This window comes from Cellulomonas sp. P4_H12 (assembly GCF_056400905.1).
In genome coordinates, this window is sequence record NZ_JBFUKJ010000029.1 from 1 (window position 1) to 17,201 (window position 17,201).

The window sequence follows — 17,201 nt, forward strand, 5'->3', positions numbered from 1 at the left end:
GGCGGGCGCGGTCCTGGCGCTCGCGTGCGGCGCGGTCGTCGGGCGCGTGGGTCGCGAGCCCGCCACCGGGCGCATCCTCGTCCTCGCGGCCGCGGTCCTGGGCGGGGTCGCCGGCCTGACCGTCGGCACGTCCGCACCGGGCTGGGGCTGGCCCGCCGTCTGGGCGGGCGTCGGGCTCGTCGTCGCCGGGCTCGTCGGGATGCCCGCCCTGGTCGACCGTCGCGAGCTCGCCGCCGGTCCGGTGGTGCTCGGCCTCGGGCTGGCGGTCAGCGGGGCGACCGTCGCGCTCACCGACGCGGCAGCCGGCGAGGTGCTCGCCGTCGTCGTCGCGATCGTCGTCACCGCGAGCATCGGCGTGCCGTGGCTCGCCCTGTCGAGCACCCCGTTGCGCGTGGTCAGCGCGCGCACGGAGGCCGAGATCCTGCTCGACCCGCCCCCCGTCGACCCCGAGCGCGTCCGCCGCCAGCTCGAGAGCGGGCACCGCCTGCAGGTCTCATTGCGGGTCGCCGTCGGTCTCTTCGCGCTCGCGGCCACTCCGGCGGTCGTGGCGCTCGGCGCCCTCGGCACGGTCCTGCTGCTCGTGGGCTTCGCCGGGGTGCTGCTCTCGAGCCGCCAGTCCTACTCGCGCCTCGACGTCCTGCTGGTGGTCTCGGCCGGCATCGTCGGCATCGCCGCGACCCTGTTCGAGGCCGCCGTGCTGCACCCGTCGTGGCGGGGCGCGCTGGTCGCGTCGGCGGGTGCCGCCGCGGCCGTGGTCGTTGCGGTCGGCTTGGTGGCCCCGCGCCAGCGGGTCGGTCTCGCGCGTGCGGGTGACGTCCTCGAGGTCACCTGCCTCGCTGTGCTGCTGCCGCTCGGTGTCGCCGCCGCCGGGTTGGTCTGAGCGGCCGATGGCGTCCAAGCGCGACCTCGTCGAGGCGCAGACCTACAGCCGGCGTCGGCTCCTCACGGCCTTCGTCAGCGGCGCACCGGCGGGCCAGGAGCTCGAGCCCACCAAGCCGATGCGCGGCGTCGTGGCCGGCATCCTCCTCACCGTGATCCTCGTGCTCGGCAGTCTGGCGTACGGCCTGCTCAAGCCCACGCTCCCGGCCGGCTGGGACGACAGCTCGCTCGTGGTGGTCAAGGACGTCGGCACGCGGTACGTCGCGATCAAGGGGACGCTCTACCCGGTGCTCAACACCACGAGCGCCCGGCTGGTCGTCCCGTCGTCGGCCTTCCACGTGGTCCAGGTGTCGGAGGACGACATCGCGGACACCCCTCGCGGCGCCGCGATCGGGATCGCCGACGCCCCCGACGCGCCGCCCGCCGCGGACCGGCTCGTCGCCACCGGCTGGCTCTCGTGCCTGGTGCCCGACGGGGCGCGCACGACGATCGGGGTGGACCTGCCGGTCGACGTCGACGGCGACGGGGCGGACGACGACGCGAGCGCCCCGCCCGTGACCACGGGAGCGGCGCCGGGCGTGCTGGTCTCTGTCGACGACGACGTCTACGTCGTCGCGGGCGGTCTGCGCTACCTGATCCCGCTGGAGCACCAGTCCGCGGTGCTGCGCGCCCTCGGTCTGGACACCGTGACCCCGGCCCCGGCCCCGGCCGGCTGGCTCAACCTCTTCCCGGCGGGCACGGACCTCGCCCCGGTGACGCTGCCCGACGTCGGCAAGCAGGTGCCGTCGACGTCGGGCCTGCCCCTCGACACGGTGATCGGCACGGTCGTCGAGGTGACCGGCGTCGGCACCGGCACCAAGCGCTACGTCGTGGACCAGGACGGCGACCTCGCGCCGCTCGGGGACCTGGCCCTCCCGCTGTACGAGCTGGGGTCCGGGCAGGACGCCGCCGTGGTGCAGGCGAGCGCGTCCGACGTGGCGGACGTCCGCACGTCCACCGAGCCCGTCGCACCCGCGGACTGGCCCCAGGCCGCGCCGGTGCCCGTCCCGGACGACCGCGCCGCGTGCGCGCGCCTGACCACCGGCGAGCAGCTGCACGTCGACCTGGTCACGACAGCGGTCGACCCCGACGCGGCTGCCGGGGTCCTGGTCGCCCCCGGCGGTGGCGCGCTCGTCCGCGCGGCGACGACGGACGCGGGGGCCGGCGGCGTGCTCCTCGTGGACGAGAGCGGTTCGGCGTTCCCGGTGCCGGACGCGAGCGACGAGGTGCTGGCGCGGCTGGGCTACAAGCCCTCCCACGTCACGCGTGTGCCCCCGGCGTGGACCGCGCTCCTGCCGGCGGGACCTGCGCTCACCGAGGACGCGGCCGCGACGCAGGTGAGCTCGGCCGGCGCATGATCAGGGGTCTGGCAGGGGGCGCGGCGGTGACGGTGCTGGCCGCCGTCGGTCTCGTCGCTCTGGGGTCTCCCGCGCCGGCCGCCGACGCGGCGTGCGAGATCGACAAGCCCGTGCTCGTCGACCAGCGGCCGCCCGCGCTCGACCGGCTCTCCGCGGACCTCGCCTGGACGACCGCGACGGGCGCGGGCGTGCTCGTCGCGGTGGTCGACTCCGGCGTCGACCCGAGCAACCCCCACCTGAGCACGGCCGTGGTCCCGGGCGTCGACCTCGTGGGCGTCGCGACGGAGACGACGGGTCGCACGGACGTCTTCGGGCACGGCACGGCCGTCGCCGGCCAGATCGCCGCGCGCCCCGTGGACGGTTCCGGCGTGGTCGGCGTCGCGCCGGACGCCACGATCCTGCCCGTGCGGGTGTACTACTCGGACGACGACCAGGCGCGACGCGACGGGGTCGCGCCGGACGCCGGCCGGATGGCCGCCGGCATCCGGGCGGCCGCCGAACGGGGCGCCCAGGTCATCAACGTCTCGATGAGCACGACGGTCGACGACCCGAGCCTGCGCGCAGCGGTCGAGCAGGCCACGGCCGCCGGCTCGCTCGTGGTGGCCAGCGCGGGCAACCGCGCCACCGCGGACGACAAGGCCGACGTCCCGCACTACCCGGCGGCCTATCCGGACGCGCTCGGCGTGACGGCCGTGGACGTCGACGGCAACGCGACGGAGGACTCGATCCACGGACCGCACGTCGACGTCGCCGCGCCCGGCACCAACGTGCTGACCACGCTGCCCGGCGGTGGGGACTGCATGCTCGGGGTCGAGGCGTCGAGCAGCTGGGCGACGGCGTACGTGAGCGCCGCCGCCGCGCTGCTGGCGGAGCAGCACCCCGACGAGTCGCCGGCGCAGTGGGCGTACCGGCTCGAGGTCACGGCGGCGCGGGAGCACCCGGCCGAGCGGGACGACCTCGTCGGCTGGGGCGTCGTGCGACCGGCGTCGGCGCTCAACTTCGTGGACGACGGCTCCGCGGCCGGGCCGGACAGCCCGACCCACGCGCGCCCGGCCGTCCCGGTGGTGCCCGCCCAGGTGATCGACACGTCGGTCGAGCCGTCGCCCCTCGCGGGGCCGCGTCGGGACGCTGCCTGGTGGGTGCTCGCCGGCCTCACGGCGGTGACCCTGACCGCGCTGGCGGCCCGCATGGTGGGCGCCCGACGACGCCGACCGGTCGCCCGATGATCGACGACCGCGTGGCGCTCGACGTCGGCGTCGCCACCGCGCAGGCGCGACGCTCGCAGAACGAGGACAGCGTGTGGGCCGCCGAGGGGGTCTACCTGGTGGCCGACGGCATGGGCGGGCACGACGCCGGCGAGGTGGCCAGCGCGACGGCGATCGGCGTGCTCAAGGGTCTCGGCGACGAGACGCCGACCACCGACGACGTCCGGCGCGCGGTGGTGGCCGCGCACACCGCGGTGCGAGGCCTGCCGTCCCCGACCGGTCGGCGGCCCGGCACGACGGTGACGGGCGTGGTGCTCACGGTGCACGGCGACACCCCGTGCTGGCTGGTGCTCAACGTCGGTGACTCGCGGACGTACCGGATGGCCGGCGGGGTCCTCGAGCAGGTGACCGCCGACCACTCGGAGGTGGCGGAGCTGGTCGCGCAGGGGCTGGTGACCGCGGACGAGGCGACCCGGCACCCCCGGCGCAACGTGGTCACGCGCGTGCTCGGCGGCGGGGCGTCGGCGGTCGAGCCGGACGTCTGGCTGCTGCCGGTGAGCCCGGGGGACCGCATGCTCGTGTGCTCCGACGGGCTGACGGACGAGCTGTCGGACGCACGCATCCAGGCCGAGCTGCGGGCGGAGGGCGCTGCCCAGCCGGCGGCGGACCGGCTGGTCGCCGCCGCGCTCGCGGCCGGCGGCCGGGACAACGTGACGGCGATCGTGGTCGACGCGACGCTCAGCCGGCGCTGAGCTCCGCGGCGCGGCGCCCCAGCCGCTGCGCGCGCCCGTTGCGGATGCCGTCGAACGTGAGCATGGCGAGCGCGACCCAGACCAGCCCGAACCCCCACCACCGGGCGGCGGGCATCTGCTCGTGCAGCACGGCGACACCGATGATGAGCTGCAGCGTCGGGGCGATGTACTGCAGCAGCCCGAGCATCGACAGCGGCAGTCGACGTGCGGCCGAGTTGAAGAGCAGCAGGGGGATGGCCGTGACGACGCCCGACGAGACGAGGATCAGCGCGTGCCCGAGGCCGTCGGTCGTGAACGTCCCGGTCCCGGTCGCGTTGATCCAGACGAGGTAGGCGAGCGCCAGCGGGGCGAGCACGAGGGTCTCGACGGCGAGACCCGGCACGGCGCCGACGCTGCGTCCGACCCGGTTCTTGATCAGGCCGTAGAACCCGAAGCTGAGCGCGAGGGCCAGCGCGATCCACGGCAGCCGGCCGTACCCGGCGGTGATGACGACGACGGCGGCGGCGCCGAACCCCAGCGCCGCCCACTGCATGGCGCGCAGGCGTTCCCGCAGGACGACGACGGCGAGCGTCACGGTGACGAGCGGGTTGATGTAGTACCCGAGCGCGGCGTCGACCACCCGGTCGGTGAGGATGCCGAAGACGAACACCAGCCAGTTGACGGCGAGGAGCACGGCCGCGATCGACAGCAGGCCGAGGGTGCGGCGGTGCCGCAGCGCGGCGACGAACGCGCCCCACGTGCGCGTGACCCCCAGCAGCAGGACGCAGAAGAGCAGCGACCAGACGACGCGGTTCGCGATGATCTCGACGGCGCCGGCCGGCTGGAGCAGCGGGAAGTACAGGGGCAGGACGCCCCAGAGCACGTAGGCACCGATGCCGGCAGCGAGCCCGAGCCCGTCCAGAGGGGCGTCGAGGGAGGCGCCGCGCAGGGCGGCGGTCGGTCGCGTGGCGGCGGGGGAGTCGGGCACGGGACGAGCCTAGGTCCGGTGACGGCGCCACCCCTCCGGGCGTCTCACGGCTGTCCAGATGGTGGCGCCCGACAAAGGATGCCCTCACCGCCGGTCCTACACTGGTGGCGAGCACAGTCCTGCACCGTGCCGTCTGTCGTGCGCTCAGCCGACGTGACGCACCAGCCCGCAGGGCTCCCCTGATCGGAAGGCACCCGCGTCCCGTGAGCACCCCGACTCTGCGAGTGGCCGTCGTCGGCGCAGGACCGGCCGGCATCTACGCCGCCGACATCCTGTCGAAGACCGACCTCGATGTCAGCATCGACCTCTTCGAGCGCCTGCCTGCGCCGTTCGGCCTCGTGCGCTACGGCGTGGCGCCGGACCACCCGCGCATCAAGCAGATCATCGTCGCCCTGCACAAGGTGCTCGAGCGCGGCGACATCCGCCTGCTCGCCAACGTCGACTACGGCACCGACCTGAAGCTGGACGACCTGCGCCAGTTCTACGACGCCGTCATCTTCTCCACGGGCTCCATCCGCGACGCGGCGCTGCCGGTCCCGGGCATCGACCTCGAGGGCTCCTACGGCGCCGCGGACTTCGTGTCCTGGTACGACGGGCACCCGGACGTGCCGCGCACGTGGCCGCTGAACGCCCAGCACGTCGCCGTCCTCGGCGCCGGCAACGTGGCCCTCGACGTGGCGCGCATCCTGGCCAAGCACGCCGACGACCTGCTGCCCACCGAGGTCCCGGGCAACGTCTACGACATCCTCAAGGCCTCGCCGGTCACGGACGTCCACGTGTTCGCCCGCCGCGGCCCGGCCCAGGTGAAGTTCTCGCCGCTGGAGCTGCGCGAGCTCGGTCACGTCCCCGACGTGGACGTCATCGTCTACCCCGAGGACTTCGACTTCGACGAGGGCTCGATGGCGGCCATCCACTCCTCGAACCAGACCAAGCAGGTGGTGAAGACCCTCACGGACTGGACCCTCAAGGAGCCGGAGGAGAACACCGCGAGCCGGCGCATCCACCTGCACTTCCTGCACAAGCCCGTCGAGATCCTCGGCGAGGACGGCCACGTCGTCGGCGTCCGCACCGAGCGCACGGCCCTCAACGGCGACGGCAACGTCACGGGCACCGGCCAGACGCACGACTGGCCGGTCCAGGCCGTCTACCGCGCCGTCGGCTACTTCGGGTCGCCGCTGGTCGACATCCCGTTCGACGACGTCGCCGGCGTGATCCCCAACCGCGAGGGCCGCGTGGTCGACGTCGACGGTGAGCACCTGCCGGGCGTCTACGCCACGGGCTGGATCAAGCGCGGCCCGGTCGGCCTCATCGGCCACACCAAGTCGGACGCGTCGGAGACCATCCGGCACCTCGGCGAGGACGTCGCCGAGGGCGGCGAGGCGTTCTACACCGCCACCGACCGCGACCCCGAGGCGGTCACGGAGTTCCTGCACGGCCGTGGCGTCGACGTCATCACGTGGCAGGGCTGGGAGCTCCTCGACGCCTACGAGCGCTCGCTGGGCGAGCCGCACGGCCGTGAGCGCGTGAAGCTGGTCCCGCGCGAGGACATGGTGTCGGTCTCGCTCGGCCGCGCGTAGCACCACCCGCAACGTCCGAGCAGCTGCAGGTCGGAGCCTGCAGCTGCTCGACGTTGTCGTCTACGGGCCCGTGATGCGGCGCAGGAACTCGCGCGTGCGCTCCTGCTGCGGGTCGCCGAGCACCTGCTCGGGCGTGCCGCGCTCGTGCACGCGACCCTCGTGCAGGAAGCAGACCTCGTCGGCCACCTCGCGCGCGAACGCCATCTCGTGCGTCGCGACGACCATGGTCAGCCCGGTGTCCTTGAGCTCGGCGAGCAACGACAGGACCTCGCCGACGAGCTCCGGGTCCAGCGCGCTGGTCACCTCGTCGAGCAGCATCACGGCCGGCTTGCCCACCAGGGCGCGCGCGATCGCGACGCGCTGCTGCTGACCGCCGGAGAGCTCGTCGGGGAACGCCTGCGCCTTGCTCGCCAGGCCGACCCGCTCGAGGACGGCGAGGGCCTCGGCCAGCGCCTGCTCGCGCGACGTCTTGTGCACCAGCCGGGGCGCGAGCGTCACGTTGTCGATGACGCGCAGGTGCGGGAACAAGTTGTACGCCTGGAAGACCATGCCGATCCGGGCGCGGACCGCGTTGGCGTCGAGCCGCGGGTCGGTGATGTCCTGCCCCTCGAGCTCGATGACGCCGTCGTCGATCTCCTCGAGCAGGTCGACGCAGCGCAGCAGCGTGGACTTGCCGGAGCCCGAGGCGCCGATCAGCACGACGACCTTGTGCGCGTGCACGTCGAGCGAGAGGTCGTCGAGGACCACGTGGTCGCCGAACGCCTTGCGCACCCCCCGGACGGAGAGCAGGGGCGCCCCGAGGCTCAGGGGCTTGCCCGGCATCGGGTCGCGCATCCGTCCGGGCGTCACCGGAGCGCACCGCCGCCCGCGAGGGCGCCCTGGGACCCCACCCAGCCGGATCGCTTCGCGAACGCGTCCGTGAACCGGGTGAGCGGGATGGTGAGGGCGACGAACAGCACCCCGGCGACGACGTACGGCGTGAAGTTGGCGTAGCGCGCGGTCTCGATCTGCGCGGCCCGCACGGCGTCGATGGCGCCGAGGATCGAGATGAGGCCGGAGTCCTTCGACAGCGCGACCAGGTCGTTGAGCAGCGGCGGGATCACGCGGCGGACGGCCTGGGGCAGCACCACGTGCCGCATCGCCTGCGCGTGGGTGAGCCCGAGGGAGCGCGCGGCGGCGACCTGGGACGGGTGGATCGACTCGATGCCCGCGCGGAACACCTCGGCCACGTACGCCGAGTACGTGAGCACCAGGGCGAGCCCGCCGAGGACGACCGCGGATGTCGGCACCCCCTGCAGGCGCAGCCCGGGCAGACCGAAGCCGACGAGCAGCAGGACGAGGATGAGTGGGAGCCCGCGGAAGATGTCGACGTAGCCGGTGGCCAGCGCGCGGACGGGGTAGAACACCGGGCCGCGCAGCGTGCGGGCGAGCGCGAGGATCATCGCGAACACCACGATGAACACCGCGCTCACCGCCATGACGCGGATGTTCAGCCACAGGCCCTGCAGGATCGCCGGGAAGGACGCCGTCGCCACGTCCCAGTCGAAGAAGGACGCCTTGACGCGCGGCCACCCGGGCGACGACGTGAGCGCGAGGACGGCGATCGCCACGAGCGCGACCGTCGAGACGGCGGCGACGGTGGTGGACCGGCGCGCGCGGGTCCGGCGGTAGGCGTCCCGTTCCTGCTGGCGCTCCGAGGGGACGAAGCTCACCGGGGAGCTCACTGGAGGATCACTGCAGGACCGGAGCACCCGCGGCGTCGGTGAGCCACTGGGCCTCGAGGTCGCCGAGCGTGCCGTCGTCGTCCAGCGCGTCCACGGCGGCGCTCACGGGCTTCGTGAGCGCGCTGCCCTTGTCGAGCACGAGGCCGAACTGGTCGCCGCCCGCGCTGTCCGGCAGCGTGCCGACGAGGATCCCGCCGTCGAGCTCGGCCGCCGTGATGTAGAGGGCGGTCGGCAGGTCGACGACGATCGCGTCCACGAGGCCGGACGTCAGGGCCTGCTTGACCTGGTCGTTGTCGTTGAACGGCGACACCGGCGTGGTCGGGTCGATGGCCTCCTGGGCGGCGGTCAGGCTCGTCGTGCCGACCATGGCGCCGATCTTCAGGGCCTTGAGGTCCGCGAGGGTCTTCGCGCCCGCACCGGCGGAGCCCTCGAGCGTCACGACGGCCTGCGACGTCGTGTAGTACGGCGACGAGAAGTCCAGGTTGGCCTTGCGCTCGTCGCTGATCGACACCTGGTTGATCGCGAAGTCGAACTTCTTGGCGCCGGGCGCGATGATCTGGTCGAAGCTCGCGGCGGTCCACTTCACGTGGTCCTTGTCGAAGCCCAGCTGGTCCGCGACGGCGTACGCGACGGCGGACTCGAACCCCTTGCCGCTGCTCGGGTCGTTGTCGACGACCCAGGGCTCGTAGGCGGGATCGGAGGTGGCGATCGTGAGCACCCCGTCGGTCACGGTGGCGAGGCTGCCGTCGCTCGGGGCGGCCCCCGCGTCGTCGTCGGTCGGCGCGCACGCCGCGAGCGCCAGGGCGGCGAGGGCGGCGAGGGCTGTCCAGCGGGCTGTGCGCACGGCGATCTCCGGAGGGTGTGGTCGGGGCGTGGGGGCCAGGATACGAGGGAACCTGCGCGCGACGGCACGCGTTCCACGGGGTGCACGAGCGGAACAGAGAGAAGGACGATGGGTCACCAGCACAACAACGGACTGAAGACGGCCGCGCTCTTCGGAGCCATGTGGGCCGTCCTCCTCGGGATCGGCTGGCTGCTCGGCGGCGGGACGCCGAAGTACCTGCTCCTGTTCACCGGCCTCGGCCTCGTCATGACCGCCTACAGCTACTGGAACTCGGACAAGATCGCGATCCGGGCCATGCGCGCGCGGCCGGTCAGCGAGATCGAGCAGCCCGGCATGTACCGCATCGTCCGCGAGCTCTCGACGGCCGCGCGGCAGCCCATGCCCCGCCTGTACATCTCCCCGACGGCCGCCCCCAACGCCTTCGCGACGGGCCGCAACCCGCAGAACGCCGCCGTCTGCTGCACCGAGGGCATCCTGCAGCTGCTCGACGAGCGCGAGCTGCGCGGGGTCCTCGGGCACGAGCTCATGCACGTCTACAACCGCGACATCCTCACGTCGTCGGTCGCGGCCGCCGTCGCGGGCGTCATCACGTCGCTCGCCCAGTTCGCCCTCTTCTTCGGCGGGGGCAGCGACCGCGACCGCGGCGGCAACCCCCTGGCCGGCCTGCTCCTCGCGTTCCTCGCGCCCGTCGCCGCGACCATGATCCAGCTCGCCATCAGCCGCACCCGCGAGTTCGACGCCGACGAGGACGGCGCCCGCCTCACCAACGACCCCCTCGCGCTGGCGTCGGCCCTGCGCAAGCTCGAGCTGGGCACCAAGGCCCGCCCGCTCCCGCAGGACCGCGAGCTCGTCGACGTGTCGCACCTGATGATCGCCAACCCGTTCCGCGGCGCGGGGATCGGCAAGCTCTTCTCGACGCACCCGCCGATGGCCGAGCGCATCGCGCGCCTCGAGGCCCAGGCCGGCCAGCAGGGCGGCATCGAGCGCTACTGACAGATCGTCGACACTCGCTGGTCGATGTGCTCGAATCTGACGCGATGAGACGCGCGCGGGCATGAGCGAGCACGACGAGGACGTCAGGTCGGCGCTCCGGCGGGAGCTGCGGCACCGCCTGCGCCCGATGACCGGCCTGGTCCCGCCGGGCGGCGAGCGCCGGGTGACGCCGCTCGAGCTGCTGTACGACCTCACCTACGTCATCGCGTTCGCCGCGGCAGCGGAGGAGCTCGCGTCCGCCGTCGCCGACGGGCACTTCGCGGCCGGCCTGGGGGCGTACCTCTTCGCCATCTTCGCGGTCGGCTGGGCGTGGCTGAACTTCACCTGGTACACGTCCGCCTACGGCAACGACGACGCGCTGTTCCGCGTGGCCACGATCGTGCAGATGGTCGGAGCCCTGATCCTCGTCTTCGGTCTGCCGCAGAGCTTCGAGGACGCGACGGACGGGCAGAGCCCGAACAACGTCCTGCTCGTGGTCGGCTACCTGGTCATGCGGGTCCCGCTGATCCTGCTGTGGTTGCGGGCCGCGGCGCACGATCCCGCCCACCGCAGGACCGCGAGCGCCTACGCCGTCCTCATCGTGGTCGCCCAGCTGGGGTGGCTGCTGACCGCGGTGCTCCCGCTGCCGCTGCCGCTCGCCGCCCTGTCGCTGGTGCTCCTCGTGGCGGCGGAGATGACGGCCCGGGTGGTCATCGAGAACGTCCTGGGCTGGACGCCCTGGAACGCGAGCCACATCGCCGAGCGGTTCGGTCTGCTCACGCTGATCGCCCTCGGGGAGGTCATCGCCGCCACCACGCGCACGGTCAGCGTGCTCACCCACGACTACGGGTGGTCGCTCGGCGCGGTGGTGATCGCCACGTCGGGTCTCGTCCTCGCGGCGGGACTGTGGTGGGCGTACTACCTGGTCCCGTCCCAGGTCCTGCTGCGCCTCTGGCCCGGACGGGTCTTCGCCTGGCGGTACACCCACCTGCTCCTGTTCGCCGCGATCCCGGCCGTGGGCGCCGGGCTGCGGGTCGCCGCCGAGGCCCTCGAGGGTGGCCGCCTGACGCTCATGCAGACGACGCTGGCGCTCGTCGTCCCGGTGGCCTGCGTGCTGGTCCTGATCTTCGTCCTGTGGAGCGTGCTGACCCGGTCCTACGACCTGACCCACGTGCCCCTGCTGCTCGTGTCGCTCGTCCCGCTGGTGGCGGCGGTCCTGGTGGCGGCGCTCGCCGGCGGAGAGGGCGCCTTCGACCCGGGCAGCGGCCCGGCCGTCAGCGCGCTCTGCGCGATCGTGGCGCTGGTCGCCGTCAGCGTCGTCGTCGAGGTCGTCGGCCACGAGCTCGTCGGGTACCCCCACACCCTCAGGGTGGTCGAACGCCAGCTGGCCGAGCCGACGGGCACGGACTGACCGCCCGAGGTCCCGGGACCTCTCCCGCGGTCCCGGGACCGCGGCGTCAGCGGTAGTTCGTGAACTGCAGGTCGGCGTCGACGTCGGCGCCCTTGAGCAGCGCGATGACGGCCTGCAGCTCGTCGCGGCTCTTGCCCGACACCCGCAGCTCGTCGCCCTGGATCTGCGTCTTGACGCCCTTGGGTCCCTCGTCGCGGATGATCTTCGCCACCTTCTTGGCGGTCTCGCTGCTGAGGCCCTCCTTGATGAGCGCCTCGAGCCGGTACTCCTTGCCGGACGGCTTGGGCTCGGGCCCGTCCTCGCCGGTGTCCAGGGACTTCAGCGAGATGCCGCGGCGGATCAGCTTCGACTGGAACACGTCGAGCACGGCGAGCACCCGCTCGGACGAGTTGGCGATCATCAGGATCTTCTCGCCGCTCCACGCGATCGAGGCGCCGACGCCCTTGAAGTCGTACCGCTGGGCGATCTCCTTCGAGGCCTGGTTGAGGGCGTTGTCCACCTCCTGGTGGTCGACCTTGCTGACGACGTCGAACGAGGCTTCGCTCGCCATGGCTCTCCTCCTGCTGCCCGCGCTGGCGCGGGGCTGGTCTCGTGGGCGTCGGTGCGTGCCGGCGTTTCGCGAGCACTGCCCGGGTGTTGCTATCCTTCCACCCGCACGCTGCACGCGCGTTCGCCCCTCGGGCGTCCTCTCGGTCGGCGGGCACACCCTTGGCGGGTTACCCGAGTGGCCAAAGGGGGCTGACTGTAAATCAGCTGGCAACGCCTACGGGGGTTCGAATCCCTCACCCGCCACGATCGGACGGCCGTCCTCCTCGCGAGGACGGCCGTTCGTCGTTGAACCACAGGAAGGGCCGTCCCGGCGATCCGGGGCGGCCCTTCCGTCGAACGCTGTCAGCTCGCCGCGCCGCAGGTGTACGTCCCCTCCGTGAGCGAGACCATCGACCCGTCGTACAGCGTGAAGAACGTCCCGGCGTCCTGCTCGGACGCGAACGCGACGCCGACGCCGAGCGGGTCGGCGATCCCGGTGAGGCCGGCCAGCTGCTCCTCGGCGCCGCTCTGGCACGCGGGGTCCCACGGCAGGGTCGGGTACCCGAGCGCGGACAGCGAGTCGATGGAGGGCTGGAGCGCCGTCGTGTCGCCGTCGCCGGTCTCGGTGACGTCGGTCCACACCACCCAGAACGGCTCGGACGTCACTGTCGGGTCGATCGCGGTGGGCCACGTCGTCGCGGCCGGGGTGCCCGATGGGGCCGGATCGGGGGTGGCGTCTTCGTCCCCGCCCGTGCACGCGGAGGTGGTGAGCAGGAGGGCGGCGGTGAGCGTGAGGGCAGCGACGGTGCTGCGGCGAGGCTGGCGCATGGGCCGGATCGTGGCACGCAGCGCGGGGGGCCGACCATGAGATGAATCGTTTAGGCAGGGCACCGCCGGAGCGGTCCGACCAGCCGATTTCGCGAGCACCCCAGGGCCCGTGTAACCTTGCTCGCGCTGCCCCGATAGCTCAGTCGGCAGAGCGTCTCCATGGTAAGGAGAAGGTCAAGGGTTCGATTCCCTTTCGGGGCTCTGTGGTGTGTTCGAAGGAAGTGCCGTGATTGCGCGGCACGGACGAAGGGCACATCGACATGGCGGGGTAGCTCAGGTGGTTAGAGCACACGGCTCATAATCGTGGTGTCGCGGGTTCGAGTCCCGCTCCCGCTACCGCCAGTGACACAACAGCGCGTCGGCCGGCGCGCAATGACGAGATCGCATGCATCCCGTACCGGGTGCGAGAGGTGGCAAGACCATGGCCAGCAAGAGCTCGGACGTCCGTCCGAAGATCACGCTCGCGTGCACGGAGTGCAAGGAGCGGAACTACATCACGAAGAAGAACCGTCGGAACGACCCCGACCGTCTCGAGATGAAGAAGTTCTGCCCCCGCGACAACCGTCACACCCTGCACCGCGAGACCCGCTGACCTCGCCCATGCCGGTCGACGTCGGGTACGCGGGACGCCAGTACCCGCCGACCGAGGCCTACGAGGTAGGCCGCGAGAAGCTCCGGGAGTTCGCCGACGCGGTCGGCGCMTCCCACGCAGCCCACACGGATCCGTCGGTGGCGCGGACGCTCGGGTATCCGGACGTCATCGCGCCGCCGACGTTTGCGGTCGTGGTGGCCCAGCGCGCCGAGGCGCAGCTGTTCGAGGACCCCGCCGCCGGCATCGACTTCAGCCGGGTCGTGCACGCCGACGAGCGCTTCACGCACCACCGGCCCATCCACGCGGGCGACCGCCTGGTGACCGTGCTGCACGTGGACTCGATCACCGTGCGCGCCGGGCTGGCCATGATCACCACGCGCGCCGAGATCGCGGCTGAGGACGGCGAGCCCGTCGCGACCGTCGTCTCGACGCTGGCCGTCCGCCCGGAGGACTCATGACGAGCGAGCTGACGGTCGGCGACGAGGTCGCCCGCCGCGAGATCACCGTCGACCGCGCCCGGCTGGTCCGCTACGCCGGCGCCAGCGGCGACTTCAACCCGATCCACTGGAACGACCGCGTCGCCACGTCGGTCGGCCTGCCGGGCGTCATCGCGCACGGCATGTGGACCATGGGCGCGGCGTCGAGCGTCGTCGCCGACTGGGCGGGGGACCCGGGCGCCGTCCTCGACTACCAGGTCCGGTTCACGCGTCCCGTCCCGGTGCCCGATCCCGGCGCCGCGACCATCGAGGTCGTCGCCGTCGTCGGTGCGCTCGACCCGGAGGCCGGGACCGCACGCATCGACCTGACGGTCGCTGTCGCCGGCGTCCGGGTGCTCGGCAAGGCGCAGGCGGTCGTCCGGCTCAGCTGACGGGCACGGGGCCCGTCGTGGTCCCGACCCGCAGCTGCACCGGCAGCTCGCGCGTGGACGGACCCTCGCCGGCGAGGAAGTCCTCGACCGCATGACCGACCGCGGCGCCCTTCTCCTCCAGCGGCTGCACCACGGTGGTGAGCACGTCCGGCTGCAGCCACGGCAGGTCGAGCCCGTCGAACCCGCTCACGGACACGTCCTCGGGGACGCGCAGCCCGAGCTCGCGCGCGGCGAGCACGACCCCGGACGCCAGCAGGTCGGACTGGCAGGCGATGGCGGTCGGGCGGTCGGCGGCCGTGAGCAGCGCGGTGCCGGCGGTGCGGCCGTGCTCGACCAGCGAGGCCGGCGTCTCCCAGATCGCGACCGGCGTGACGCCCGCGTCCGTGATGCCGGCCATCCGGCGCCGGGTGATCTCCCAGTCGAGGTGCAGCATCTGGTCGGGTGCGACGAGCCCCTCGCCGCGCGAGCGGTCGAACGGCAGCGTGACGGTGGCGATGCGCGTGTGCCCGAGGCCGAGCAGGTGCTCGGTCACCTGGCGCATCCCGCCCTGGTCGTCGATGCCCACGGAGCTGACGTCGCTCTGGTGCTGGCCCTCGACGAGGACCGTGGGGATGCCGCGGCGACGCAGGGCGCCGAGCATCGGGTCGTCGGTCGTGCCGCCCCACATGATCACCGCGACGTCCATCGCGGCGGACTCGAGGAGCGGGTCGACCGCGGGCCCGCTCGGGTCGCTGGAGCCGGGGATGAGCAGGACGCCCAGGTCAAGAGGGCCGAGCGTGCTCACCAGACCGTCGAGCACCTGGATCGACACGGGGTCCCGGAACGCGCGGCGCAGGGAGTCGCCCACGACGACGCCCACGATCCCGGACCGGCCGCGGCGCAGCTGGCGGCCGAGCGGGTTGGGTCCGGAGTAGTCGAGCGCCGTGGCGGCGTCGAGGACCCGCTGCCGCGTCGCCGCCGCGATGGGGCCGGCGCCCGAGAACGCGAGCGAGGCGGTCGACACCGACACGTGCGCGGCGGCCGCGACGTCGGCGAGGGTGGGGCGGTGCGGAGACAGGTCTCAGACCTCCGGGTCGGCGGCGGACCTGGGGGGACGCGCCGCGCGGGCGGGCAAAGCGTTTGACGCAGCGGCCAGCGTACCCGCAGAATGTCGCCGTCCCTCAAATCGATTCGACCGATCCCGACGGCGCCCGGTCGAATCGATTCGATACGTAGCCAGAACGATGGAGCAAGCCGTGCGCCACCCCACCACCGCCGTGAGTCGAGCCCGCTGGCTCCTCATGGGGCTCTTCGCCCTCGCGGGCATCACCTTCTCCAGCTGGCTCGCCCGGATCCCGACGGTCCGCGACCTGCTCGATCTGTCGACCGCCGAGCTGGGCGTCCTGCTGCTGATCGGCTCGGTCGGCGCGCTGCTCACCGTCACCGTCTCGGGCGTCGTCGTCCAGCGGTTCGGCAGCCGGGTGGGGATCGTGGCGTCCACGGCCGTGCTCGCGGTCGCGCTCGTGCTCATGGGCGTCGGCCCCGCCCTCGGGTCGCTCACCCTGCTCGGCGTCGGCGTCTTCCTCAACGGCGTCGCGGTCGCGCTCGGCAACGTGCCCCTCAACGTCGAGTCGGCCCGGATCGAGCGGGCGATGGGTCGCACGGTGATCCCGCAGTTCCACGCCGCCTTCTCGATCGGCGCGGTGACCGGCTCGGCGCTCGGGGCGACGGCGTCGCACCTCGGCATCTCGGTCACCGCGCAGTTCGTCGCGGTCGCGGTCCTGGCCGTCGTCTGGCGGCTGGCCTCTCTGCGCGGCGTGGTGCTCGCTGCCGCCCCCGGCGACCGGCCGCGCACGCCGGTCGTGGCACCGGCGGGCACGGCGACCGTCGGCCGCCGCCGCCGGATCGCCAGCTCGCTGGACGCGTGGCGCGAGCCCCGCACGCTGCTGATCGGCGTCGTCATCATGGCCGCGGCCCTTTCCGAGGGGTCCGCCAACGACTGGCTGTCGCTCGCGGTGGTCGACGGGTTCGGGCGCTCCGAGGCCGTGGGCGGCGCGATGCTCGGCGTCTTCGTCGGCGCGATGACCGTCGTCCGGCTGCTCGGCACCCGCCTCATCGACCGGTTCGGCCGGGTGCCGGTCCTGCGGGTCTCGGGGGTCGTCTCGATCGTCGGGCTGCTGCTCTTCGGCTTCGCGCCGTCGCTGGTCCTCGCCGGGGCCGGCATCGTCCTGTGGGGCTTCGGCGCCGCGCTCGCGGTCCCGGTCGGCATCGCCGCGGCGTCCGACGACCCCATGCGTGCGGCCGGCCGCGTCGCCGTCGTGTCGGCCTTCGCCTCGGTGGCCTCCATCGCGGCGCCGCCGCTGCTCGGCGTCGCGGCGGCGTCGACCGGTGCCCGGCACGCCCTCGTGCTCATCGCCGTGGCCATGGTGGCCAGCGTGCTGCTCGCCGGCCGCGTCGCCCCGGAGCGGGTGTCGATCGCGGACGAGCCCGAACGTCCTTCCGACGACGAGCCGATCGTCCATCTCGCCGACGCCGACCCCGACCCGTACGGAGCGATCGCCGCCCGGCACGCCGACCGCGTGACGGCCGACAGCCGCCGCATCCACCGCACCCGCACCCGCCGCCGCCTCGTGCGCGTGCCCTGACCCCCGAACGGACGACATCATGAGCAGCGGAGG

The 17,201-nt window shown here is 73.3% G+C and carries 18 protein-coding genes and 3 tRNA genes; 14 read left to right on the plus strand and 7 right to left on the minus strand.

Features of this window, described 5'->3' with window-relative positions; translation table 11 throughout:
• From AC1DQC_RS15935 to AC1DQC_RS15950, 4 genes are all read left to right on the plus strand, one after another.
• The coding region (locus AC1DQC_RS15935) for a type VII secretion integral membrane protein EccD (protein WP_477052221.1) at positions 1–880 on the plus strand (880 nt) is incomplete at its 5' end.
• A gap of 7 nt (positions 881–887) precedes the next feature.
• Entirely contained in the window at positions 888–2,276 is a 1,389-nt protein-coding gene (gene eccB, locus AC1DQC_RS15940) for a type VII secretion protein EccB (protein WP_477052222.1), read from the plus strand.
• Positions 2,273–3,502 (plus strand): S8 family serine peptidase, encoded by a 1,230-nt coding sequence (locus tag AC1DQC_RS15945; RefSeq protein WP_477052223.1) that lies wholly within the window; start codon positions 2,273–2,275, stop codon positions 3,500–3,502. Before eccB ends, AC1DQC_RS15945 begins: the two co-directional genes overlap by 4 nt.
• Positions 3,499–4,233 carry a PP2C family protein-serine/threonine phosphatase gene (locus AC1DQC_RS15950; protein WP_477052224.1) on the plus strand — a complete coding sequence of 245 codons (735 nt, stop codon included), beginning with the start codon at positions 3,499–3,501 and terminating at the stop codon, positions 4,231–4,233. Before AC1DQC_RS15945 ends, AC1DQC_RS15950 begins: the two co-directional genes overlap by 4 nt.
• Here the strand turns inward: AC1DQC_RS15950 and rarD are convergent.
• Positions 4,220–5,200, minus strand: a complete 981-nt coding sequence (gene rarD / locus AC1DQC_RS15955; RefSeq protein ID WP_477052225.1) for an EamA family transporter RarD — start codon at positions 5,198–5,200, stop codon at positions 4,220–4,222. The genes AC1DQC_RS15950 and rarD overlap by 14 nt on opposite strands.
• Before the next feature lie 203 nt (positions 5,201–5,403).
• On the opposite strand from rarD, the gene AC1DQC_RS15960 reads away from it, so the two are divergent.
• Positions 5,404–6,777, plus strand: coding sequence for an FAD-dependent oxidoreductase (locus tag AC1DQC_RS15960; protein ID WP_477052226.1), 1,374 nt, complete (start codon positions 5,404–5,406; stop codon positions 6,775–6,777).
• 60 nt (positions 6,778–6,837) lie between these two features.
• On the opposite strand, the gene AC1DQC_RS15965 is transcribed toward AC1DQC_RS15960, so the two are convergent.
• Genes AC1DQC_RS15965 through AC1DQC_RS15975 form a run of 3 tightly spaced genes read right to left on the minus strand, consistent with a single transcriptional unit; the run spans position 6,838 to position 9,345 of the window.
• Positions 6,838–7,599 carry an amino acid ABC transporter ATP-binding protein gene (locus AC1DQC_RS15965; RefSeq protein WP_477052258.1) on the minus strand — a complete coding sequence of 254 codons (762 nt, stop codon included), beginning with the start codon at positions 7,597–7,599 and terminating at the stop codon, positions 6,838–6,840.
• Positions 7,600–7,622: 23 nt separating this feature from the next.
• Positions 7,623–8,489 carry an amino acid ABC transporter permease gene (locus AC1DQC_RS15970; protein ID WP_477052227.1) on the minus strand — a complete coding sequence of 289 codons (867 nt, stop codon included), beginning with the start codon at positions 8,487–8,489 and terminating at the stop codon, positions 7,623–7,625.
• A gap of 19 nt (positions 8,490–8,508) precedes the next feature.
• Positions 8,509–9,345: an ABC transporter substrate-binding protein gene (locus AC1DQC_RS15975; RefSeq protein WP_477052228.1), complete on the minus strand. Its 837-nt coding sequence runs from the start codon at positions 9,343–9,345 to the stop codon at positions 8,509–8,511.
• 108 nt (positions 9,346–9,453) lie between these two features.
• Between AC1DQC_RS15975 and htpX the strand changes: the two genes are divergently transcribed.
• Together htpX and AC1DQC_RS15985 are read left to right on the plus strand one after the other, a co-directional pair.
• Positions 9,454–10,338, plus strand: coding sequence for a zinc metalloprotease HtpX (gene htpX, locus AC1DQC_RS15980; protein ID WP_477052229.1), 885 nt, complete (start codon positions 9,454–9,456; stop codon positions 10,336–10,338).
• Positions 10,339–10,399: 61 nt separating this feature from the next.
• The gene (locus AC1DQC_RS15985) at positions 10,400–11,728 is read left to right on the plus strand and encodes a low temperature requirement protein A (RefSeq protein WP_477052230.1); all 1,329 of its coding nucleotides are present in this window, start codon (positions 10,400–10,402) and stop codon (positions 11,726–11,728) included.
• 46 nt (positions 11,729–11,774) lie between these two features.
• Here AC1DQC_RS15985 and AC1DQC_RS15990 read toward each other — a convergent pair whose 3' ends face one another.
• Positions 11,775–12,278, minus strand: coding sequence for a YajQ family cyclic di-GMP-binding protein (locus tag AC1DQC_RS15990; protein WP_477052231.1), 504 nt, complete (start codon positions 12,276–12,278; stop codon positions 11,775–11,777).
• Positions 12,279–12,438: 160 nt separating this feature from the next.
• Here AC1DQC_RS15990 and AC1DQC_RS15995 point away from each other — a divergent pair.
• A tRNA-Tyr gene (locus AC1DQC_RS15995) sits at positions 12,439–12,520 on the plus strand.
• Positions 12,521–12,619: 99 nt separating this feature from the next.
• Here AC1DQC_RS15995 and AC1DQC_RS16000 read toward each other — a convergent pair.
• On the minus strand, positions 12,620–13,084 hold the full coding sequence (locus tag AC1DQC_RS16000; protein WP_477052232.1) for a hypothetical protein: 465 nt from the start codon (positions 13,082–13,084) through the stop codon (positions 12,620–12,622).
• A 128-nt stretch (positions 13,085–13,212) separates the two neighbouring features.
• On the opposite strand from AC1DQC_RS16000, the gene AC1DQC_RS16005 reads away from it, so the two are divergent.
• The 5 genes from AC1DQC_RS16005 (at position 13,213) to AC1DQC_RS16025 (ending at position 14,544) form a co-directional block, all read left to right on the plus strand.
• A tRNA-Thr gene (locus AC1DQC_RS16005) sits at positions 13,213–13,285 on the plus strand.
• Positions 13,286–13,346: 61 nt separating this feature from the next.
• Positions 13,347–13,420, plus strand: a tRNA-Met gene (locus tag AC1DQC_RS16010).
• An 85-nt stretch (positions 13,421–13,505) separates the two neighbouring features.
• A complete protein-coding gene (gene rpmG / locus AC1DQC_RS16015; RefSeq protein ID WP_029290226.1) occupies positions 13,506–13,676 on the plus strand; it encodes a 50S ribosomal protein L33 in 171 nt (56 codons plus the stop codon).
• A gap of 8 nt (positions 13,677–13,684) precedes the next feature.
• Positions 13,685–14,134 carry an FAS1-like dehydratase domain-containing protein gene (locus AC1DQC_RS16020; RefSeq protein WP_477052233.1) on the plus strand — a complete coding sequence of 150 codons (450 nt, stop codon included), beginning with the start codon at positions 13,685–13,687 and terminating at the stop codon, positions 14,132–14,134.
• Positions 14,131–14,544: a MaoC family dehydratase gene (locus AC1DQC_RS16025; RefSeq protein WP_477052234.1), complete on the plus strand. Its 414-nt coding sequence runs from the start codon at positions 14,131–14,133 to the stop codon at positions 14,542–14,544. The genes AC1DQC_RS16020 and AC1DQC_RS16025 overlap by 4 nt, the downstream gene beginning before the upstream one ends.
• Here AC1DQC_RS16025 and AC1DQC_RS16030 read toward each other — a convergent pair.
• Positions 14,537–15,601, minus strand: coding sequence for a LacI family DNA-binding transcriptional regulator (locus tag AC1DQC_RS16030; RefSeq protein ID WP_477052259.1), 1,065 nt, complete (start codon positions 15,599–15,601; stop codon positions 14,537–14,539). The genes AC1DQC_RS16025 and AC1DQC_RS16030 overlap by 8 nt on opposite strands.
• A 178-nt stretch (positions 15,602–15,779) precedes the next feature.
• Between AC1DQC_RS16030 and AC1DQC_RS16035 the strand changes: the two genes are divergently transcribed.
• A complete protein-coding gene (locus tag AC1DQC_RS16035) occupies positions 15,780–17,168 on the plus strand; it encodes an MFS transporter (protein ID WP_477052235.1) in 1,389 nt (462 codons plus the stop codon).
• Positions 17,169–17,201: the final 33 nt, after the last annotated feature.